Source organism: Brevundimonas sp. UBA4553 (assembly GCF_002387245.1).
Classification (GTDB): Bacteria; Pseudomonadota; Alphaproteobacteria; order Caulobacterales; family Caulobacteraceae; genus Brevundimonas.
Map to the genome: position 1 here is coordinate 67,337 of NZ_DGLD01000019.1, position 20,481 is coordinate 87,817.

24 protein-coding genes are annotated in these 20,481 nt (G+C 65.0%); 11 read left to right on the plus strand and 13 right to left on the minus strand.

Annotated elements, in window-relative coordinates:
• Positions 1 to 11: 11 nt before the first annotated feature.
• The 3 genes from clpA (at position 12) to B4A39_RS12745 (ending at position 3,089) form a co-directional block, all read left to right on the plus strand.
• The gene (clpA, locus tag B4A39_RS12735; RefSeq protein ID WP_292036919.1) at positions 12 to 2,312 is read left to right on the plus strand and encodes an ATP-dependent Clp protease ATP-binding subunit ClpA; all 2,301 of its coding nucleotides are present in this window, start codon (positions 12 to 14) and stop codon (positions 2,310 to 2,312) included.
• A gap of 81 nt (positions 2,313 to 2,393) precedes the next feature.
• Entirely contained in the window at positions 2,394 to 2,762 is a 369-nt protein-coding gene (locus B4A39_RS12740) for a hypothetical protein (protein ID WP_292036920.1), read from the plus strand.
• Positions 2,763 to 2,810: 48 nt separating this feature from the next.
• Positions 2,811 to 3,089, plus strand: coding sequence for a hypothetical protein (locus B4A39_RS12745; protein ID WP_292036921.1), 279 nt, complete (start codon positions 2,811 to 2,813; stop codon positions 3,087 to 3,089).
• On the opposite strand, the gene B4A39_RS12750 is transcribed toward B4A39_RS12745, so the two are convergent.
• A complete protein-coding gene (locus B4A39_RS12750) occupies positions 3,086 to 3,391 on the minus strand; it encodes a CsbD family protein (protein ID WP_292036922.1) in 306 nt (101 codons plus the stop codon). The two genes, B4A39_RS12745 and B4A39_RS12750, sit on opposite strands and share 4 nt — an antisense overlap.
• A gap of 131 nt (positions 3,392 to 3,522) precedes the next feature.
• Here B4A39_RS12750 and B4A39_RS12755 point away from each other — a divergent pair, with 131 nt between their 5' ends.
• The gene (locus B4A39_RS12755) at positions 3,523 to 3,972 is read left to right on the plus strand and encodes a tetratricopeptide repeat protein (RefSeq protein ID WP_292036923.1); all 450 of its coding nucleotides are present in this window, start codon (positions 3,523 to 3,525) and stop codon (positions 3,970 to 3,972) included.
• Here B4A39_RS12755 and B4A39_RS12760 read toward each other — a convergent pair.
• Genes B4A39_RS12760 through B4A39_RS12770 form a run of 3 tightly spaced genes read right to left on the minus strand, consistent with a single transcriptional unit; the run spans position 3,954 to position 6,869 of the window.
• Positions 3,954 to 5,102: a GNAT family N-acetyltransferase gene (locus B4A39_RS12760; protein WP_292036924.1), complete on the minus strand. Its 1,149-nt coding sequence runs from the start codon at positions 5,100 to 5,102 to the stop codon at positions 3,954 to 3,956. The genes B4A39_RS12755 and B4A39_RS12760 overlap by 19 nt on opposite strands.
• Positions 5,099 to 5,557 (minus strand): RidA family protein, encoded by a 459-nt coding sequence (locus tag B4A39_RS12765; protein ID WP_292036925.1) that lies wholly within the window; start codon positions 5,555 to 5,557, stop codon positions 5,099 to 5,101. Before B4A39_RS12765 ends, B4A39_RS12760 begins: the two co-directional genes overlap by 4 nt.
• Positions 5,558 to 5,612: 55 nt before the next feature.
• Positions 5,613 to 6,869 (minus strand): DNA polymerase IV, encoded by a 1,257-nt coding sequence (locus tag B4A39_RS12770; RefSeq protein ID WP_409449563.1) that lies wholly within the window; start codon positions 6,867 to 6,869, stop codon positions 5,613 to 5,615.
• Between the two features lie 126 nt (positions 6,870 to 6,995).
• Here B4A39_RS12770 and B4A39_RS12775 point away from each other — a divergent pair, with 126 nt between their 5' ends.
• Complete coding sequence (locus B4A39_RS12775; RefSeq protein WP_184273318.1) at positions 6,996 to 7,361, plus strand: response regulator; 366 nt, start codon at positions 6,996 to 6,998, stop codon at positions 7,359 to 7,361.
• A 6-nt stretch (positions 7,362 to 7,367) separates the two neighbouring features.
• Positions 7,368 to 8,732: a PleD family two-component system response regulator gene (locus B4A39_RS12780; RefSeq protein ID WP_292036927.1), complete on the plus strand. Its 1,365-nt coding sequence runs from the start codon at positions 7,368 to 7,370 to the stop codon at positions 8,730 to 8,732.
• Between the two features lie 101 nt (positions 8,733 to 8,833).
• On the opposite strand, the gene rpmG is transcribed toward B4A39_RS12780, so the two are convergent.
• Positions 8,834 to 9,001 carry a 50S ribosomal protein L33 gene (gene rpmG, locus B4A39_RS12785; RefSeq protein WP_003164451.1) on the minus strand — a complete coding sequence of 56 codons (168 nt, stop codon included), beginning with the start codon at positions 8,999 to 9,001 and terminating at the stop codon, positions 8,834 to 8,836.
• A 126-nt stretch (positions 9,002 to 9,127) separates the two neighbouring features.
• Between rpmG and B4A39_RS12790 the strand changes: the two genes are divergently transcribed.
• Positions 9,128 to 9,694, plus strand: a complete 567-nt coding sequence (locus tag B4A39_RS12790) for a hypothetical protein (protein ID WP_292036928.1) — start codon at positions 9,128 to 9,130, stop codon at positions 9,692 to 9,694.
• Between the two features lie 18 nt (positions 9,695 to 9,712).
• Here B4A39_RS12790 and B4A39_RS12795 read toward each other — a convergent pair whose 3' ends face one another.
• Together B4A39_RS12795 and rnr are read right to left on the minus strand one after the other, a co-directional pair.
• Entirely contained in the window at positions 9,713 to 10,435 is a 723-nt protein-coding gene (locus B4A39_RS12795) for an NUDIX hydrolase (protein ID WP_292036929.1), read from the minus strand.
• Complete coding sequence (gene rnr / locus B4A39_RS12800) at positions 10,432 to 12,747, minus strand: ribonuclease R (RefSeq protein ID WP_292036930.1); 2,316 nt, start codon at positions 12,745 to 12,747, stop codon at positions 10,432 to 10,434. Before rnr ends, B4A39_RS12795 begins: the two co-directional genes overlap by 4 nt.
• A gap of 114 nt (positions 12,748 to 12,861) precedes the next feature.
• Between rnr and B4A39_RS12805 the strand changes: the two genes are divergently transcribed.
• Together B4A39_RS12805 and B4A39_RS12810 are read left to right on the plus strand one after the other, a co-directional pair.
• The gene (locus B4A39_RS12805) at positions 12,862 to 14,265 is read left to right on the plus strand and encodes a cystathionine beta-synthase (protein ID WP_292036931.1); all 1,404 of its coding nucleotides are present in this window, start codon (positions 12,862 to 12,864) and stop codon (positions 14,263 to 14,265) included.
• Positions 14,266 to 14,269: 4 nt separating this feature from the next.
• A complete protein-coding gene (locus tag B4A39_RS12810; RefSeq protein WP_292036932.1) occupies positions 14,270 to 15,433 on the plus strand; it encodes a cystathionine gamma-synthase in 1,164 nt (387 codons plus the stop codon).
• 16 nt (positions 15,434 to 15,449) lie between these two features.
• Here the strand turns inward: B4A39_RS12810 and B4A39_RS12815 are convergent, their stop codons facing one another.
• The 6 genes from B4A39_RS12815 to B4A39_RS12840 form a co-directional block, all read right to left on the minus strand.
• The gene (locus B4A39_RS12815) at positions 15,450 to 15,710 is read right to left on the minus strand and encodes a hypothetical protein (protein ID WP_292036933.1); all 261 of its coding nucleotides are present in this window, start codon (positions 15,708 to 15,710) and stop codon (positions 15,450 to 15,452) included.
• Positions 15,711 to 15,805: 95 nt separating this feature from the next.
• Positions 15,806 to 16,018, minus strand: coding sequence for a cold-shock protein (locus tag B4A39_RS12820; protein ID WP_184272626.1), 213 nt, complete (start codon positions 16,016 to 16,018; stop codon positions 15,806 to 15,808).
• A gap of 268 nt (positions 16,019 to 16,286) precedes the next feature.
• Positions 16,287 to 16,499: a cold-shock protein gene (locus B4A39_RS12825; protein WP_003167329.1), complete on the minus strand. Its 213-nt coding sequence runs from the start codon at positions 16,497 to 16,499 to the stop codon at positions 16,287 to 16,289.
• 172 nt (positions 16,500 to 16,671) lie between these two features.
• The gene (locus B4A39_RS12830; RefSeq protein ID WP_292036935.1) at positions 16,672 to 16,902 is read right to left on the minus strand and encodes a hypothetical protein; all 231 of its coding nucleotides are present in this window, start codon (positions 16,900 to 16,902) and stop codon (positions 16,672 to 16,674) included.
• Positions 16,903 to 16,954: 52 nt separating this feature from the next.
• The gene (locus B4A39_RS12835) at positions 16,955 to 17,647 is read right to left on the minus strand and encodes a TorF family putative porin (RefSeq protein WP_292036936.1); all 693 of its coding nucleotides are present in this window, start codon (positions 17,645 to 17,647) and stop codon (positions 16,955 to 16,957) included.
• Positions 17,648 to 17,677: 30 nt separating this feature from the next.
• Positions 17,678 to 18,604, minus strand: coding sequence for an NAD(P)H-dependent flavin oxidoreductase (locus B4A39_RS12840; protein WP_292036937.1), 927 nt, complete (start codon positions 18,602 to 18,604; stop codon positions 17,678 to 17,680).
• 407 nt (positions 18,605 to 19,011) lie between these two features.
• Here B4A39_RS12840 and queF point away from each other — a divergent pair, with 407 nt between their 5' ends.
• Both queF and B4A39_RS12850 read left to right on the plus strand, forming a co-directional pair.
• Complete coding sequence (gene queF, locus B4A39_RS12845; RefSeq protein ID WP_207826552.1) at positions 19,012 to 19,473, plus strand: preQ(1) synthase; 462 nt, start codon at positions 19,012 to 19,014, stop codon at positions 19,471 to 19,473.
• 60 nt (positions 19,474 to 19,533) lie between these two features.
• A complete protein-coding gene (locus B4A39_RS12850; protein WP_292036938.1) occupies positions 19,534 to 20,439 on the plus strand; it encodes a hypothetical protein in 906 nt (301 codons plus the stop codon).
• Positions 20,440 to 20,481 lie beyond the last annotated feature (42 nt).

The window sequence follows — 20,481 nt, forward strand, 5'->3', positions numbered from 1 at the left end:
GAGGATCTCCCATGCCCTCCTTTTCTCGTCCTCTCGAAGAGACCCTGCACCGCGCGGTCCACTATGCGAACGAGCGCCGGCACGAATATGCGACGCTTGAACACCTGCTGCTGGCCCTGATCGACGACACCGACGCCTCGGCGGTCATGACGGCCTGCAACGTCGATCTCGGCGCGCTGAAGACGGCGCTGACCCTCTATGTCGACAACGATCTGGCCGCCCTGGCCACGGCCGACGGCGACGACGCCAAGCCGACGGCGGGCTTCCAACGTGTGATCCAGCGCGCGGTCATCCATGTCCAGTCGTCGGGCAGAGAAGAGGTGACGGGCGCCAATGTCCTGGTGGCCATCTTCTCCGAGCGCGAAAGCCACGCCGCCTACTTCCTGCAAGAGCAGGACATGACGCGCTATGACGCCGTTAACTTCATCGCCCACGGCATCGCCAAGAAGCCTGGTGCGGCCGAGGCTCGTCCGGCCAAGGGTTCGCCCGAGGAGGCCGAGGACGCCGCTGCCGTCAAATCGGGCGGGGAGGCGCTGGAAGCCTATTGCGTGGACCTGAACGAGAAGGCGCGCAACGGTAAGATCGACCCCCTGATCGGCCGTCACGCCGAGGTCGAGCGCTCGATCCAGATCCTGTGCCGCCGGACCAAGAACAACCCGCTGCTGGTCGGCGATCCGGGCGTCGGCAAGACCGCCATCGCCGAGGGTCTGGCCCGCAAGATCGTCAACGGCGAGGTGCCCGAGGTCCTGAAGGACGCCACCATCTACAGCCTCGACATGGGGGCGCTGCTGGCCGGCACCCGGTATCGCGGGGACTTCGAAGAGCGGCTGAAACAGGTCGTCAAGGAACTGGAGACGCATGAGAATGCGGTCCTGTTCATCGACGAGATCCATACGGTGATCGGCGCCGGCGCGACTTCAGGCGGGGCGATGGACGCCTCCAATCTGCTGAAGCCGGCCTTGGCCTCGGGCAGCCTGCGCTGCATGGGCTCGACCACTTACAAGGAATATCGCCAGCACTTCGAGAAGGATCGCGCCCTGGTGCGTCGCTTCCAGAAGATCGACGTCAACGAGCCGACGATCGAGGACACGGTGAAGATCCTCAAGGGCCTGAAGACGACCTACGAGACCCACCACAAGCTGCGTTACACTGACGCCGCTATCCGCACGGCGGTGGACCTGTCGGCGCGCTACATCACCGACCGCAAGCTGCCGGACAAGGCGATCGACGTGATCGACGAGGCGGGGGCGTCGCAGATGCTGCTGCCGGAATCGAAGCGCAAGAAGGTTATCGGCCAGAAGGAGGTCGAGGCCGTCATCGCCAAGATGGCGCGCATCCCGCCGAAATCGGTGTCGAAGTCGGATACGGAGTCCCTGCGCGAGCTGGAATCCGATCTGAAGCGCGTGGTCTACGGCCAGGAGCAAGCCATCGACCAGGTCTCGGCCGCGATGAAGCTGGCGCGCGCGGGTCTGCGGGATCCGAACAAGCCCATCGGCGCCTTCCTGTTCAGCGGCCCGACCGGCGTCGGTAAGACGGAAGTGGCCAAGCAACTCGCGTCCACCCTGGGCATCGAGATGCAGCGCTTCGACATGTCGGAATACATGGAGCGCCATACGGTTAGCCGCCTGATCGGCGCCCCTCCGGGCTATGTCGGCCACGACCAGGGCGGCCTGCTGACCGACGCCGTCGATCAGCACCCGCACTCGGTGGTGCTGCTGGACGAGATCGAGAAGGCCCACCCCGACGTCTACAACATCCTGCTGCAGGTGATGGACAACGGGACCCTGACGGACGCGATCGGCAAGAAGGTCGACTTCAGGAACGTCATCCTGATCATGACCACCAACGCCGGGGCCGCCGACAACGCCCGCGCCTCCATCGGCTTTGGCCGAGGCAAGGTCGAGGGCGAGGACGACAAGGCCATCCAGCGTCTGTTCGCGCCGGAGTTCCGCAACCGTCTGGACGCCATCGTGGCCTTCAAGCCGCTGGGCGCCGAGACGATCCGCTCGGTGGTCGGCAAGTTCATGATGCAGCTGGACGCCCAACTGGCGGACCGCAACATCACCATCGAACTGACCGACGAGGCGACCGACTGGCTGGCCAAAAACGGCTTCGACGAACTGTATGGCGCACGGCCCCTGGCCCGCGTCATTCAGGAGCACATCAAGAAGCCGCTGGCCGACGACATCCTGTTCGGCCGCCTGACTCGCGGCGGACACGTCAAGGTCGAGTTGAAGGACGGCAAGATCGCCTTCGACATCACCCCGGCCAAGGGCGCGGCGGTGAAGGAAGCAGAAGAAGAAACGGCCTGATTTCAGGCTGAAAAACGGGTCGCTCCTCCCTCGTTCAGGCGGGGGAGGAGGTCCCGATCCAGAATCGACCGGGGGGCGATAATGAACAAACTCATTCTGGCGGGAGCCTTGGCTCTGGGGATGGCGCCGGCCGCCTATGCGGGAACCCCGTATCCCATCAAGGTGGAGTGTCCGCTCACCGGCGAAACCTTCACGCATACGGCGACGGCGTCCTATTCCACCTACGGAATGCATATGGACGGGATGCCGGTCGGGTCGTGGACGTTTCCGATGCCTGTGCCACAGTGTCCGGGCAGCCGTTTTCCGGTGACCAAGGAAGTCTATAGCGATGCGGAGAAGACTGCGCTTCGCGCTCTGGTGCTGACGCCCGAATACGCGGCGGTCCAGAACGAGGCATCCTACTATGTGATGGACTTTGTCATGGCCAAAACGGGCGAACAGACGCCTTAAAGCCATGTCTGGTTGTTGTTGCAGGCCACATGGCAGGTTCGATCGGATATGACGGCCTATGCCCGCTATGCTGCTGAGTTGGCGCCGGCGATGGACGCCGCCAGCGACCAGCTCAAATCGGAAGACCCCGAGAACTGGTATTTCTATCAGCTATCGACAGCCAACGTGCTTCGTCAGTCTGGCGACTTTGACGGGGCAGCCCAACGTTTGGCGGTGGTGGAGGCCGCGCCATCCGACCAGCCAATGATCAATAAATGGATCGAGCTGTCCCGCGCCATGATCGTGGCACGGGACAGCAGGTCCGAGGAAATCCCCAGAGAAGATTAGCGTTTGCGGCCCAGGCTGCTGAGCAGCACCGCCGCCCCGGCAAGGATGCCGGTGGTCAGCAGGGGTTTGCGGCGAGCGAAATCCAGACCCTTGCGGGCGGGATCGCGCAGGTCGGCGGGCGCCTTGTCGACGATACCGTCCAGGCCGTCGATGACGCGGCCATAGGCGTCCAGCGCCTTGCCCTTGACCTCGTTCAGCTTGCCTTCGACCTGCAGCTTGCTGTCGCCAGTCAGGCGGCCGAGGCCGTTCTGGGCCTTGCCCTGAAGTTCAGTTGCGGCGCCTTCGATACGTTGATCGGTCATGGTGATCCCTGATGTGAGGAGGAGACTCACCTCCCAAGCGCGTCGATCTGGCGAGAGTTCCCATCCGCGCCAAACTGTCCTGCACAAGTTCGGACCTCGCGCGGGATCTGCAAAAGCGGGATCCTGGCGAGGTGGAGGCGGCCACCCAGACGATGGTCGCGGGTCTGGCGGCGGCAGGTGATACGGACGCTGCGGTCGCAATCGCCCAGGCCTTCATCGCTTCCAATCCTGAGCATCCGGACATGTTGAACGCGGGGTGCTGGATGTTGGCGCTGGCGGGCGTCGGCCTGGCCCAGGCAGAAACCTGGTGCGATGCGGGTCTGGCGGCTCAACCCCTGTCGGGCGCCATCGCCGACAGCCGGGGACGTCTGCGGCTTCAGCAGGGGCGACATGAACAGGCGCTGGCTGATTTCGACTATGCGCTGAGCCGCGAGGCGGTCATGTCGCCGGCGCGTTACGGGCGTGGTCTGGCGCTCATATCTCTCGGGCGGGAAGCGGAGGGGCGCGACGATCTGGCTCTGGCGCAGGGGCAAAGCCCGAGCGTTGCACGCCTGTTCCGAACCTACGCCGGCGCGCGGTAGGGCGAGAGATCGAGGGTCATCGCCTGCATTTCCGCCTCGACCGCCGGTCTTTCGTTATCGAGGTAACGGGCGACCGGATCCCGCAGGGCCGGGTCGGCGATCCAGTGGGCGGAATAGACGGGTGAAGGCAGGTAGCCGCGCGCGATCTTGTGCTCGCCTTGCGCGCCGGCTTCTACGCGGGACAGGCCGCGCGCGATGGCGAAGTCGATGGCCTGGTAATAACAGAGCTCGAAATGAAGGAAGGGGACGTCCTCCAGCGCGCCCCACTGGCGGCCATAGAGGGCGTCGCGGCCGATGAAGTTCAGAGCCCCAGCGATGGGCGTCTCGTCCCGGAAGGCCATGACCAGGGCGATGCGGTCGGCCATGGTCGCGCCGACGCGGGCGAAGAAGTCGCGCGTCAGATAGGGTCGGCCCCATTTTCGGTCGCCGGTATCCATGTAGAAGGCGAAGAAGGCGTCCCAGTGGGCCTCGGTGATGTCGGCGCCGGTCAGGACGCGGATGTCGAGGCCAGCCTGGGCTTCGCGCCGTTCGCGACGGATGGTCTTCCTGCGGTTGGACGACAGGGCGGCCAGGAAGTCGTCGAAGGTCTGATAGCCCTCGTTGCGCCAGATGAACTGGATGTCGCGGCGAGGCAGCAGGCCCGCCTCGGTCATGGCGCGCCATTCCGGCTCGGTCGGGAAGTTGACATGCAGGGAGGAGACGCCGAGGCGCTCGACCAGGGTCAGGGCCCCTTGCAGCAGGGCCTCGCGTACGGTCGCGGCGTCGGCGCCCGGCGCGTTCAGAAAGCGCGGTCCGGTCGCGGGCGTGAACGGCACGGCGCCGAGAAGCTTGGGGTAGTAGCGGCCGCCGGCGCGCTGCCAGGCGTCGGCCCAGCTGTGGTCGAAGACGTATTCGCCCTGGCTGTTCCCCTTGAGATAGAGAGGCATGACGCCGATCACGGCGCCGTCTTCGTCATGCAGGGACAAGTGGCGCGCCGCCCAGCCCTGGGACGGGACGGCGCTGCCGGACGCCTCACAGGCGTGCAGGAAGTCGTAGGAGACGAAGGGATCGCCGGTCGGGGCGGCGCAGGCGTTCCACGCATCACGACCTATTGCGGCGATCCCGTCGTTAACCTGAAGCGTGAAGCTCACTTCACCTCGATGATGGCGTCGATTTCCACGGCGAAGCCGAGCGGGAGCTTGTAGACGCCGACGGCCGAACGGGCGTGCTTGCCTGCGTCGCCGAAGACCTGGACCATCAGGTCCGAGCAGCCGTTGATGACGGCGGGGATAGCGACGAAGTCCGGGCCGGCCTGGACGAAGGCGCCCAGCTTGACGATGCGGACGACGCGATCCAGGTCGCCGTCGACGGCGGCGTTGATCTGGGCCAGCAGGTTGATGCCGCACAGGCGGGCGGCCTCGGCGGCCTGCTCCGGGGTCACGTCCACGCCCACGGTGCCCTTGATGCCGCCATTGGCGTCGTTCGACAACTGGCCCGAGATCAGGACCTGGTTGCCGGACTGGACGTAGGAAACGTAGCTGGCGACGGGCTTGGCCGGCTCGGGCAGGGTGATGCCGAGTTCGGCGATGCGGGCGTGGATGCTCATGTCGGAGACTCCGTTGAGGGGTTCGAGCGGGGTTTAGCGCGCCGGACGGGCGGCGTCATCCAGGCTTCTTGAGCGCGCGGCCCGCGACCACGGCGGCGGCCCCGAATTTGGCCCTCAGGGCGTCGATGGCGGTCTCGGTCTTCAGGGCGCGAGTCTCGGCGGTGGCGAACAGGCCCGCAGGCGCGGCGCTGGCTTCGGCGATCTCGGCCAGGCCTATGCCGATCAGGCGATAGGGCTCGCCCAGTTCAGGTTTCAGCAGGTCACGTCCGGCGGAAAACAGCACTCGCGCCGTCTGCACCGGTTCGGCTAGGGTGATGCGGCGGGTGACGATCCTGAAGTCGGCCTTGCGCAGCTTCAGCACCACTACACGGCTGGCCACGCCGTCGCGCCGCGCCTTGGACGCCAGTTTCTCGCACAGGGGCCACAGCTCGGCCTCCAGATCTTCGGCGGAGGTCAGGTCGTCGTTGAAGGTGGTCTCGGCGCTCATGCCGCGCCGGTCGTGGTCCGGCCTGACGGGACGCGCGTCGCGGGCGTGGCTGAGATCGTAGAGGCGCAGGCCTGTCTCGCCGTATCTCCGGATCAGGTCCTTGACGTCGGCGGCGGCCAGATCTCCGACGGTGGCGAAGCCGTCGGAGCGCAGGGTGCGGCCGAACACCGGCCCCACGCCGGGCAGGATGTTGACCGGCCGCGAGGCGAGCAGGTCTTTCGCCTCAGCGGCGCCAATGACGGAAAAGCCGCGCGGCTTGTCCAGTTCCGAGGCGATCTTGGCCAGGAAGCGGTTGGGGGCCAGGCCGATGGAGACGGTCAGGCCTGTCTCGTCTTCGATCCACTTCTGTAGTCGGATGAGCTGAAAGGCGGGCGGGCCGCCATTCAGCCGCTCGGTGCCCGCCAGGTCGATCCAGGCTTCGTCCAGCGACAGCGTCTGAACCAGGGGCGTCAGCCTGCCGACCGCGCCGAAGATGCGCTCGCTCTCGGCCACGTATTTGCGGAAGTCCGGCTTGATGACGACCGCGTCGGGACAGGCCTTCAGCGCCTTGTACATGGGCATGGCCGAGCCGACGCCGTGCAGGCGCGCGACGTAGCATGCGGTCGAAACCACGCCGCGCTTTCCGCCGCCGACGATGACCGGCTTGTCGCGCAGTTCCGGTCGGTCGCGCTTTTCGACGGAGGCGTAGAAGGCGTCGCAATCCAGGTGGGCGATGGTCAGGTCGCCCAGCTCATCGTGGCTGACCACCCGGCGCGAGGCGCACGAAAGGCACCGGTCGACCTGGTGGTCGCCAGTCCACAGACAGTCCCGACAGACGGCCTTCACGGGCAAGTGGAACTCCGGTTGTTCAGCTTCACCTCAACTTAAGACTGCGTGCGTCACAGTGCATCCGAAGAAGGCGAAAAGCCCTGCGCACCAGCGCGATTTTATGGCGAAACGGCCGGGTGGCGGATGTCCAAGAAAGTCCTCATCGTCGAGGATAACGAGCTGAACATGAAGCTTTTTCATGATCTGCTCGATTCCCAGGGCTACGAGACCCTGCAGACCCGCGAAGGGCTGCAGGCGTTGGCGATCGCACGCCAGCATCGCCCCGACCTGATCCTGATGGACATCCAACTGCCCGAGATTTCCGGCCTGGAAGTCACCAAGTGGCTCAAGGACGACGAAGAGCTGAACCATATTCCGGTCATCGCCGTTACAGCCTTTGCCATGAAGGGCGACGAGGAGCGGATCAGGCAGGGTGGTTGCGAAGCCTATATTTCCAAGCCCATTTCGGTGGTGTCGTTCCTCGAGACGATCCGCAAGCATCTGGGGTAGGGCGTCATGAGCGCTCGCATTTTGGTGGTGGACGACGTCGAGACCAATGTCCGACTGCTCGAAGCCAAGCTGACGATAGAATACTACGACGCCCTGACCTGCGGCGACGGGCTGACGGCCATTGCTCTGGCGACGTCGGAGCAGCCCGATCTGATCCTGCTCGACGTCATGATGCCGGGGATGGATGGGTTCGAGACCTGTCGCCGGCTGAAGGACGATCCGAAGACACGGCATATCCCTGTGGTTCTGGTGACGGCTCTGGACGGGCGGCACGACCGCATCCGCGGCCTTGAAGCCGGCGCCGACGACTTTCTGACCAAGCCGCTGGACGACGTGATCCTGATGGCGCGGGTCAAGAGCCTGACGCGGCTGAAGATGGTCATGGACGAGCTGCGCGAGCGTGAGGAAAGCGGGCGTCGCGTCGGCGTGGACACCGCAGGCGTGGCTCGGTTGAAGGGCTCCGGCGGGCGGGTCCTGGTGGTGGACGACAACGCCCTGCAAGCCGCCAAGGTGGCGCAGGAGCTGGCGATCGAGCATCGCCCCGTCGTCGAGGCTGATCCGGTTGCTGCGCTTGAAGCGGCGCGGGGTCCGGTTGACCTGATGATCGTCAATGTCACGGCCGAGGGGTTTGACGGGCTGAGATTGATCGCGCAGGCGCGTTCCAAGGAGCCGACACGACGCTTGCCGATCCTCGCCCTGGTCGACGCCCAGGACCGGAGCCGTCTGCTCAAGGCCCTGGACCTCGGCGCCAGCGATATTCTGACCCGGCCGGTGGATCCCGAAGAACTTTCCGCGCGCGTTCGGACCCAGGTGCGCCGCAAACGTTACGGCGACTTCCTGCGCGAGAAGCTGGATCACAGCCTGGAGATGGCGGTGACCGACGCCCTGACCGGCCTGCACAATCGGCGCTATATGTCGAATCAGCTCCAGGCCCTGGTCGCGCGGACCAATCGCGGCGGGGAGCCCGTGGCGGTGCTGGTGCTGGACATCGATCACTTCAAGGCGGTCAACGACGGCTTCGGTCACGACGCCGGAGACGAGGTGCTGCGCGAGTTTTCCGTGCGGCTGGCGACGAACGTGCGCGCTGTGGACCTGCCCTGCCGATTCGGCGGCGAGGAGTTTGTTGTGGTCATGCCAGGCACGACGCTGGAGGACGCCCATCGCATCGCCGAGCGGATCAGGCGCGACGTTGGCGCCGCTCCTTTCCGCGTCATGGACGGCAAGGCGCACCTGAACATCACCGTCTCGGTCGGGGTGGCGGCGACCCTGGAGAACGACGACACGCCCGAGGCCCTGCTGAAACGGGCGGACGAGGGCGTCTACGAGGCCAAGGCGTCTGGCCGGAACAAGGTCGTGGCCCGCGCTGCCTAGATCGCCTTCCTGTTGAAGTCACAACGAAAAACGCCCGGCTGAAAAGCCGGGCGTTTCGAATTCTGCAGTCAAGCGAGCCGTAGGCCCGGGGCGATCGCCCCTTACTTGATCTTGCCTTCCTTGAACTCGACGTGCTTGCGCACGACCGGATCGTACTTCTTGACGACCATCTTTTCGGTCATCGTACGAGCGTTCTTCTTGGTCACGTAGAAGAAGCCGGTGTCAGCGGTGGAGTTCAGGCGGATCTTGATGGAAGCCGGTTTGGCCATCGGAATTACCTTTGCGACGGCGAAAGCCGCATGAAACGAGAGGCGCGGAACATACTCAGGCGGAGATCAAAGTCAACGCCCGCGATGTCGCGTTGAGGAAAGGCTCCTAACGGCTAGGGTGATCAAATGAAAGCCCTGACCTCGATCGCCCTTGCGGCCGCCGCCCTGACCCTGTCGTCCTTGCCTGCCTCGGCGCGGGCGGACACGGCCCAGGACGCCTTCTTCCACAACCTGAGCGCCCTGTGCGGCAAGCGGTTCGAGGGCAAGGTCGTCACGACCGACGCCGCCGATTCCGACTTCGCCAGCCAGAGATTGCTGATGCACGTGCGCGACTGCTCGGCCGAAGAGATCAGGATTCCCTTCTGGGTCGGCGCCGACCGGTCGCGCACCTGGGTGGTGACACGCACGGCGACCGGTCTGCGGTTGAAGCATGACCACCGTCATGACGACGGCACGACCGACGTGCTGCACTGGTACGGCGGCGACACGGCGGGCGCGGGCTCGGCCGAGCGGCAGGAATTTCCGGTGGACCAGGAATCGATCGACCTGTTCAACGCCAACAACGCGTCGGTTTCGACCACCAACGTCTGGGCGATGGAAGTCCACCCGCGGCGGATGTTCGCTTATGAGTTGCGCCGTCCGAACCGCCACTTCCGCGTCGAGTTCGACCTGACCAGACCGGTTGCTCAGTAAGGCGACGCCGGAGAACTGTCAGTCCTGATGATCGACGACGTGACGGCCGCGCACCATGCGCACGAAGGGCAGGGGGCGGTCGGGATAGGTCAGGCGCTCGGCCACCTCGCCCAGAACGAAGCGGGTGATGGCGGGCAGGTCCAGGCCCTGCGCCTGGTCCAGCGGCAGCCAGGCGATCTCGTCCAGCTCGCCAGAGCCTTCGATGCGATCGGGATCGCGCAGGGCCTCGACCGGAGCCATGAAGAAGCGGGCGTCGAAGCGACGCGTGCGCCCCGGCGGGGTGATGGCGCGGGCCACGTAGGACAGGACCGACAGGTCGGGCAGGGCGCCCGCCTGGCGATACTCGCGCCAAGGCCCGGCGACGGAGACTGACGGGGCGGGGCGTCCCAGAATCAGCCCGGTTTCCTCGAAGGTCTCGCGCACGGCGGTCAGGGCCAGGGCGCGGGCGCGGCGGGCGGGGGTCTCGGCCTCCAGCCGTCGAGCCACATCGGGCGACAGCGCGCCTGTCGAGGCGGCCGTGAAGTCGGAACGGTCGATGCGACCGCCGGGGAAGACCCACTTCGACGCCATGAAAACGTGGCCGGGCGCGCGCCGGCCCATCAGCACTTCGGGGGGCGATCCAGGCCGGTCGCCGCCGCGCGTCAGGATCAGGGTCGCGGCGTCCTTGGGTCTCTGGGCGCCGCCCGTGCGCGGGGCGTCCGCCAGATCCTGAGCGGCGTCGAAGGGGGCGGCGGGTTTCACCGCCGCTTGCCCTTGCGAACCCCCTTCAGCCCGCCCGAGGGTTTGGCGCCGTTGCGGGGCTTGGGACCGCCGGGGCGACCCTTGCCGCGTTTCGGAGGGCCGTCGCCACCGCGTCCCCGGATGCCGTAGCGCGGGGCCGGGGCGTTGGGGTCGCGCGGGTCCGGTTCGGAGATCATCTCCAGCACCAGACCGCCGGTGACCGGCGTGGCCTCCATCAGCTTGACCTCGACGCGACGGCCCAGGGTGAAGCGCTTGCCTGTGCGTTCGCCGACCAGGGCGTGGGCGCGGTCGTCGTGGGTGAAATACTCGCTGCCGAGCGTCGAGACCGGCACCAGGCCGTCGGCGCCCGTCTCGTCCAGCCGCACGAACAGGCCGAAGCGGGTCACCCCGGTGATGCGCCCGCTGAAGGTCGCGCCGACGTGGTCCTGCAGGAAGGCGGCGATATAGCGGTCCATGGCGTCGCGTTCGGCGGCCATGGAGCGGCGCTCTGTACTCGTCACCTGTTCGGCGATGGCGGTCAGCTCGGCGATCTCACGATCCGTCAGACCGTCCGAGCCCAGGTTCAGACCGCGGATCAGGCCCCGGTGAACGATCAGGTCGGAATAGCGCCGGATCGGCGAGGTGAAGTGGGCGTAACGGTCCAGATGCAGGCCGAAGTGGCCGACGTTGTCGGGTGAGTAGACCGCCTGCATCTGGGTGCGCAGGACCACCTCGTTGACCACCTCGGCGTGGGGGCCGTCGCGCATCTCATCCAGCAGCTTGTTGAACCGCTTGGTGGTCGGCGCCTCGCCCTTGTTCCAAGGCTTGGCTATGGTGTGCAGGAAGTCGGCCAGGTTGAAGATCTTCTCCTGGCTGGGCGCTTCGTGGACGCGATAGATCAGCGGCGTGCGCGTCTTCTCCAGCGTTTCGGCGGCGCAGACGTTGGCCTGGATCATCATCTCTTCGATCAGGCGGTGGGCCTCCAGCGACTTGCGCGGCTCGATGGCGGCGATGCCGCCGCCCGGGGCCATGATGACGCGGCGTTCCGGGCTTTCGATGGCCAGGGGGCTGCGGCGTTCGCGACCTTTCAGCATGGTCGAATAGGCGTTCCACAGCGGATAGAGGATGGCGTCCATGATCGGACCCGTCACATCATCCTGCTGGCCGTCGATGGCCGACTGGGCCTGCTCGTACGACAGCTTGGCCTGCGACCGCATCAGGCCGCGCATGAACTTGTGCCCGGTCTTCCTGCCGTCCTTGTCGAAGATCATGCGCACGGCCATGCAGGCGCGGTTCTCACCCTGCTTCAGGCTGCACAGGCCATTGGACAGGACTTCCGGCAGCATGGGCTCGACGCGGTCGGGGAAGTAGGTCGAGTTGCCCTTGTCGCGGGCCTCGCGGTCCAGAGCCGAGTTCGGGCGGACATAGGCGGCGACATCGGCGATGGCGACCCAGACGATCCAGCCGTCGGGGTTTTTGGGGTCCGTGTCCCGCTCGGCGTAGACGGCGTCGTCGTGGTCGCGCGCATCGGCCGGGTCGATGGTGATGAAGGGGATTTCGCGCAGGTCCTCACGGCCCTTCAGCGTCGGCAGGGCCTGGTCCTCGGCCTCCCGCTCCACCTGTTCCGAGAAGCCGGTGGGCAGGCCATGGGCGTGGATGGCGATAATCGAGGCGGCGCGCGGGTCATCCTCGCGGCCGATGGACTCCAGAATCTTGCCGCGCTTGGGGCCGTAGCGGTGATCGCCCTTTTCGATCGAAGCCAGAACCAGGTCGCCATCGCGCAGATCACCTGCCTGGGCGCTGGGGATCAGCAGCACGTCCTTGGAGCGCTTGTCGACCGGCTCGACGCGGGTTTCCCGCGCCGACTTGCGGATCACGCCCAGGACGCGGTTGGTCCCGGCGTCCAGCCGTTTGACCAGACGGGCTTCCCAGCCTTCGGCTCCGCGCGAGAACTTGACCAGAAGGCGGTCGCCCAGGCCGGGGGCGGGCGTCTTGCCCTCCCGGTCCGGCAGCAACAAAGCGCGCGGCGCATCCTCGCCGCCCTTGACCAGTTCGACGTAAAGTTCGCCGTCCGCGTCGCGATCCACCACGTCGGCCACGCCGACCGGGGGCAGGGCGCCGGCCTCGGAAAAGCCCTTGCGGCCGCGCTTGCCCAAGGCTCCCTCGGCCTCCAGCGTCTTCAGCATTTCGCGCAGCTGGCGGCGTTCGATCCCCTTCAAGCCGAAGGCGCGGGCGATGTCGGCCTTCTCGGCCTCGCCGGCTTCTCGCAGGAAGGCGATCAGGGTGTCTTTGTCGGGCAGGCCCGCAGCGGGGCGTTTCGGCGTCTTGGTCATTGCGTCCTATGTAATGCGCTTCGGGCCAAATGGGTGAAAACTTGCGTGAGTTGACCGCGAGGACCTCGACGCCCAGCTTCCGCCCCTGAACTCGCCTCAATCGGAGCTTTCCGCATGTCGATGTCCGACGCCCCTGTCATGTCCCGCCCCGTGGGGTCTTTGCTGGACCTGATCGGCAAGACGCCCATGGTTGAGGTGACGCGGATCGACACCGGCCCCTGCCGTCTGTTCCTGAAGCTGGAAAGCCAGAACCCCGGCGGATCCATCAAGGACCGCATCGCCCTGTCGATGATCGAGGCGGCGGAGAAGGCGGGTTGGCTGAAACCAGGCGGCACCATCGTGGAGGCCACCGCGGGCAATACCGGCCTGGCCCTGACGCTGGTCGGCAAACAGAAGGGCTACAACGTCCTGCTGGTCATCCCCGACAAGATGTCGAAGGAGAAGATCCAGCACCTGCGCGCCATGGGCGCCGACGTGCGCCTGACCCGTTCGGACGTGCCGCACGGCCACCCCGAATACTACACTGATATGGCCGAGCGTCTCGCCCAGCAGATTCCCGGCGGTTACTTCGTCAACCAGTTCGCCAACGACGCCAATACAGCGGCCCACTTCAAGACGACCGGCCCCGAAATCTACGAGCAGATGGAGAACCAGATCGACGCCTTCGTCGCCGGCATCGGCTCGGGCGGGACGATCACGGGCAACGCCCAGTATTTCAAGTCGCAGGGCTCGAACGCCAAGATCATCCTGGCCGACCCGGTCGGTTCGGCGCTGGCCGGCCTGATCAACGAGGGCGTGGCCGGGCCGGACGGCAGCTATTCGGTCGAAGGCATCGGCCAGAACTTCATGCCGGATACGGCCGACCCCGACCTGATCGACGTGGCCTATTCGATCCCGGACTCGGAGGCGATCGCCACGGTGCGCGAACTGCTGCTGAAGGAAGGCATTCTGGCCGGCTCCTCGTCGGGCACGCTGATCGCCACGGCCCTGCGCTGGTGCCGCGAGCAGACCGAGCCGAAGCGGGTCGTGACCTTCGTCTGCGACACTGGGGCCAAGTATCTGTCCAAGGTCTACAACGACGCATGGCTGGCCGATCAGGGGTTGAGCCAACGGGAGCTGCACGGCGACCTGTCGGACCTGATCACTCGCAAATACGCCAACGGCGACGTGGTGGTGATCGGCCCCGACGACACCCTGGACACCGCCTTCAAGCGGATGAAGGGCGACGGCGTGTCGCAACTGCCGGTCATTCAGGACGGGCGCCTGGTCGGCATTCTGGACGAGAGCGACATCGTCCACATCATGAACACCGATGAGATCACCCGTAAGGAACGCTTCGCCAAGCCGGTGTCCTCGGCCATGACGCGTGATCTGGACACGCTGCAGGTCAGCGAAACCCTGGACGCCCTGATCCCGATTTTCGACCGTGATCGCGTGGCCATCGTTCTGGACGGCGAGACCTTCGTCGGCCTGATCGCCCGCACCGACCTGATCAACCACCTCAGCCTGAACCGGTAAGCCCATGTCGGATCTGAAGAACAGCCAGGGTTTCTCGACCCGCGCCATCCATGCCGGCCAGAAGCCCGACCCGACGACGGGCGCGGTGATGACCCCGATCTACGCCACCTCGACCTATGCCCAGGAAAGCCCGGGCGTGAACAAGGGTTATGAGTATGCGCGCGGCAAGAACCCCACGCGCGAGGCATTCGAGGCCTGCATCGCCGATCTGGAAGACGGGGTTCAGGCCTTCGGCTTCGGTTCGGGCATGGCGGCGACCTCGACGGCGCTGGAACTGCTGGACGCCGGGTCGCACATCGTCACCGGCGACGACCTGTATGGCGGCTCGTGGCGGCTGTTCGAGCGGGTGCGTCGTCGCTCGATGGGGCTGGACTTCAGCTATATCGACCTGACCGATCTGGCCGCGGTCGAGGCGGCGATCACCGACAAGACGCGGATGCTGTGGGTCGAGACGCCTACCAATCCGCTGATGAAGCTGGCCGACATAGAGGCCCTGTCGAAGATCGCCAAGGCGCACAAGCTGATCCTGGTGGTCGACAACACCTTCGCCACGCCGTGGAGCCAGCAGCCGCTGGCCCTGGGCGCGGACGTGGTCATGCACTCGGCGACCAAGTACCTGAACGGCCACTCCGACATCGTTGGCGGGGTTCTGGTGGCCAAGGACGCCGAGATGGCGGCCCAGCTGAAGTTCCTGCAGAACTCGATCGGCGGGGTGATGGGGCCGTTCGACGCCTTCCTGGCCAACCGTGGGCTGAAGACCCTGGGCCTGCGCATGAAGGCGCATAATGAGAACGCTATGGCCGTCGCGCGCTGGCTGGAAGACCGGACGGGCGTGGCCAAGGTCATCTATCCTGGTTTGATCAGTCATCCCCAGCATGAGCTGGCCGCGCGCCAGATGAATGGCCGTTTCGGCGGCATGGTCACGGTGCTGATCGATGGCGACCTGGAGCGCACCCGGCGGGTGCTGGAGCGGGTCCAGATCTTCACCTTGGCCGAGTCCCTCGGCGGCGTGGAGAGCCTGGTGAACCACCCGGCCATCATGACCCACGCCAGCGTGCCGAAAGACGTGCGCGAGGCCGGCGGCGTCACCGACAACCTGATCCGCCTGTCGGTCGGGGTCGAGGACATCGACGACCTGATCGCTGACCTGGATCAGGCCCTGACCTGAAGCGCTTGGCCCGAAATCAGACCGTCTTGTCGGGCAAGGCGGTCTGATGGCCTGTGGCGGGGGGAAGTTTCTTTTTCGGGGCAGCGCGCTTGCGCGCCACGGGCGCCTTGGGCGCGGCGGCTATCTCTTCCAGACGGGCGTCGATCAGGGGAATGATGTCAGCCGCTGTAGTGATCTGAACCGGCGAGCCGTGCTCTATCAGCCGGGCGGCGTTGGCGCGCAGGCCCCTCAGGTCAGCTTCGTTCAGGGTCGGAATTTTATCGGCCAGGGAAGTCATGGGCGTCTCCAGATGGCGTCAGGGCCGGCGCGCATGCGGCCGGCCCCTCGCCGGATAGAAAGCGAGCGGCATTCAGCCGCCCGACAGGGCTGTGATCAGTCAGCAGCCTGAAGGCGGCCGGCGGACTCTTTACCGCTGCGGCTGTCGCGTTCGATTTCGTAGGAGACTTTCTGGTTTTCGTTCAGCGAACCGAGCGAAGAGGCCTCGACGGCCGTGGCGTGGACGAAGACGTCCTTGCCGCCATCATCGGGCTGGATGAAGCCGTAGCCCTTGGTGGAGTTGTACCATTTGACAGTGCCGGTAGCCATTTTCAGGACTCCCCGTTTGAGTGGCCGCAGGAAGGATATCCTGCTGGCCTGTCGGGTCTGAATGGGATCGGCTTTGGACCTCGGTGCGCGATGCAAAGGGGCAGCAGCGTTTCGCAGAGAGATCGACGGCATAGAGGTGGGCGCTTTGCCGCCCATTGGCAAGGGGAGGGCCTCAAAAGCCCAAGAGGTCGTCAGGAACGAAAACGGCGGCGACTGCCGAAGCTGTCGCCGCCGTTCGAAATCCGCACCGACTGAACGGTGCGAGAAATCAGCCTTCGGTCTTCAGTTGACCGGCCGATTCCTTGCCCGAGCGACGGTCGCGCTCGATTTCGTACGAGACCTTTTGGTTCTCGTCGAGGCCACGCAGGCCGGCAGCTTCGACAGCCGAGATGTGCACGAACACGTCTTTGCCGCCGTCATCCGGTTGGATGAAGCCGTAGCCCTTGGTGGAGTTGAACCATTTCACAGTGCCGGTAGCCATTTTCAGGACCTCCGCTAGTCGTTGGCCTCAGGGAACAGCCCCTTTGGCCTGTCGGGTCTGAATGGATCGGCCTAGTCCTCGGTGCGCAGAGCAAAGGGGCAGCAGCGTTACGCAGAGAGATCGACGGCGCTTAAAATGGACGGCAATCGTGTCCAGCGCAAGACCCCTTGGATCAGGCCTCTTCTTCTTCACCGACATCGGCGGCCGCGTCGCCGGCGCCGCCTTTGTAGTTTTCCTGGCAAAGCTTGCGCAGGGCGGCGGTGATTGTGCCGCCGTAGAGGCTGTCCTGAATGCGGTCATAGCCTTCGCCCTGCAGGGCCTGCTTGACGTCGCTTACGGTGCGGCAAGTCCCGCTTCCAGCCAGTTGATAAGCACGCTCTAGGGTCGTCGGACGGAAAGTCATGCCTATAACCTAGGGACTTTCCGTCGATTAGCCACCGCTGATCGGCAGAAAGTCAGAAGGCGAAATTGACCCCTGCGACCAGGGCGCCCTTGTACTGCTCGCCAGCGACGTCGGCGTCGGTGTCGTGCCAGCGCAGGTCCAACTCCACCTTGGGCGTCAGGGCGTAGGAACCGCCGACGTTCCAGCCGGTGTAATCGACGCTGTTGTCCTGATCGCGATAGCCGATCTCGGCCGAGACGTTCAGCTTGTTGGTGAAGTCCCAGCCGCCGCGCAGGGCGACCCAGGTGAAGGCCTCGGTCGAGCCGGTGCTGTCGGGCGAATACTGCAGCCGCAGGCGCGCGCTGGCGGGACCGATCGAGCGCTTCGTGTCGGCGGTGAACTCCCAGGCGTCGGCGTCATAGCCGGGGTCGGCGTCAAAGCGGTTCTTGTGGGCGACGTTGAGGTCGAAATCGAAGCCGGCGAACTCAGGCCGCAGACCCAGGGCCAGTTCGGATTCGAGGTTGGAGCCGCCAGCGTCGATGGTCTCCAGGCTACCCGACGCATAGAAGAGGCCGCTGGCGTTGGCCCACTCCACCCCCCCGTAGACGAAGGGATTTCCGTCAGACTTGGACGCGTCCTTGGAGCGGTTGTCGGTCGCGGCGCCGGCCGAGAACGACCACTTGCCGCCGCTGTCCTGGGCTTGTGCTTCGGAGGCCAGGACGGCCAGGGATGCGACGGCGAGAAGCGCGGCGGGGATGCGGTGCATGGAGAACCTCTTGAGCGATGGGCTCAGGCTCTAGGGACGCTTTTTGTCGAATTTATCACAGGCCTGTGAAAACTCGTCCGCCAACCGCGCGACAAGCTGAGCCGTTGTCGGGCTGTCGTGGATGGCGCCAGAGCCCTGACCGGCGGACCAGATGGTCTTCCACGCCTTGGCTTCCTCGCCCATGTCCAGCTTGTGTGCGGGCAGGGCGGCGGGGTCGATCTTGTTCTCGACCAGGGACGGGGTCAGGAAGTTGGCCGGGATGCCCGAGACGGCTGGCGTATAGGTGATGTCGGCCGAGCCGGAGGCGACGATCAGGTCCTTGTAATGTGGCTGGGCCTCGCTCTCGGTCGTGGCGATGAAGCGGGTGCCCATATAGGCGAAGTCGGCGCCCATCATCAGGGCCGCAGCCACGTCCTGACCGGTGGACAGGCAGCCCGCCAGGATGATGGTCCCGTCATAGAAGCTGCGGACCTCGTTGATCAGGGCGAAGGGGTTCACGACGCCCGCGTGCCCACCCGCGCCGTTGGCGACCAGGATCAGGCCGTCGACGCCCGCCTCGGCGGCTTTTCTCGCATGGCGGACGTTGGCGATGTCGTGGAAGACCACGCCGCCGTAGCCGTGCACCGCGTCCACCACGTCGCGCACGGCGCCCAGCGAGGTGATGATCAGCGGCACTTTTTCTTCCACCGAGACCATCATGTCGGCCATCAGGCGCGGATTGGTCGGGTGGACGATGTGGTTGACGCCAAAGGCGGCGGCGTTAGGCGTCAGCCGCGACTTGATCTCCCGAACCCAGTCCCGATAGCCCTCGGTGGTGCGCTGGTTCAGCGAGGGGAAGGTGCCGATCACGCCCGCATTGCAGGCCTCGACCACCAGATCCGGGCCGGACACCAGGAACATGGGCGAGGCGATGACCGGCAGCTTCAGGCCGGACTGCAGGGAAGCGGGAATGGCCACGGTCGTTTCCTGGAATGGTTTCTGCGGGTTGTTTTAAGGGACGCTAACCGGGTGTCGCGGGGGAAGGCAAACGCTGACTACCCGCGCATCCCCGCGGAGGCGGGGACCCAGTAGGAGCCTTACGCGCCGCGTTCGGATTGAGCGCCCTTTGATTTCCACGCCCCGCTTGCAGCCAAAGTACTGGGTCCCCGCCTCCGCGGGGATGAGCGGAAATGGGGGACTGAGGCGCGGAAGCAGAGCGCCGAAAAAACAGAGTCCAATTCGTCTGAATGGTCTGAAATTCCCTTCAGGCCCATCCGTCCGCGACCCGCATCCTACCACGGTGTGAAGGGGCGCCAGGTCGATTGTGGAAACGCCCGCGCGGCGGCAGGATTTTCTTTGGCGGGCCAAGCGCCTAAATGGCGGGCATGACGCACTATACCGACAGCCTGTCCCAGCTCGGCGCCCAGACCGCCGCCCCGACCAACCCGGAAGAGGCGGTGCTGGAACGCGTGCCCAATCCGCACGCCGACACGCTTTATGTGGCGCGCTTCACCGCGCCCGAGTTCACCAGCCTGTGCCCGGTGACGGGCCAGCCCGACTTCGCCCACATCGTCATCGACTATGTGCCGGGCGACTGGCTGGTCGAGTCCAAGAGCCTGAAGCTGTACCTGACCAGCTTCCGCAACCACGGCGCCTTCCACGAGGACTGCACCGTCGCCATCGGCAAGCGCCTGGCCGACCTGCTGCAACCAAAATGGCTGCGCATCGGCGGCTACTGGTACCCGCGCGGCGGCATCCCCATCGACGTCTTCTGGCAAACCGGCGCCCCCATCGAAGGCGTCTGGCTGCCGGATCAGGGGGTGGCGACCTATCGCGGGCGGGGGTGAGGGGGCTTCGCTGTTTCAGAGTGTTCGAAGTAATGCCTATCGTCGATCTATATTCGGCGAATGAAAAGACCGATTCCTGGCCAGAAGCATCATTGGTTTCCCAAGGCCATGGCGAAGGCGTGGGTGGATTCAGAAGGCCTAGTCTCGCGTACAAATAGTCGAGGCCTCACCAGCCGGAAGCACCCCAGCGCTATCGGGTATTCCCCTGACCACCACAACATCCTGTCGGACGGTGGTAGCCCGTGGGATGCGACATTCGAGCCAGATTTCGATACGGCAGATAACGCATTTCCTCGAGTGATCGAGTGGTTGACTGCAATCGCAGATGCCCACCCTAGTGGTGCTCGGATCAGCCCAGTTACCATTTCGTCTGCTATGCGTGCGTCGCTCGCGGAATGCTTGGCGTCGTTGGTCGTTCGGAGTCCAAGACTTCGTTATCTTTCCGAAAAGCACGTCGCCGAATTTCAGCTTCAGACAATTGGCTTCGAGGAGCCTCGTAATCTTCACCAAACTGCGGGTGAAAATCTGAGGCGCTGCCAAGAGCCGTTCGCACGAGATATCCGAACTGGAGGGAAGTTTGCTTTCCTGATCACACAGGAAGATCGTTTCGTGTTCGGGGATGGCTTCATGTCAAATATCAACCCGACTCCAGATCGGGGGTTGAATCCGATGGCTGTTACGGCCTTCACGCCACGGGTTGCGGTGCTTTGGTTTAGTCCGATGCAATACCCATTATACCCAGAAGGTGTGACGATTTCAGTGTCGAAGAACGAAGTGGAAACGTTCAACGACATCGTTCAGATTTATGCCAAGGACAGTCTTTTCCATTTAGGAAGTCCCCCAAAGCTTCACGAGGCTTTCCTACACAAGCAACATTACATTGTGACCTCCGAAGGTGCCAATCATTGCGCGCCCTTGGTGGAAGGTTGGAAATACGAAGCGCTTCAAGTTCGAGAGTGCCGATGAGGCACTTTTTGACGCAACCCGGGGATTTGGCTTGGAAGTCTG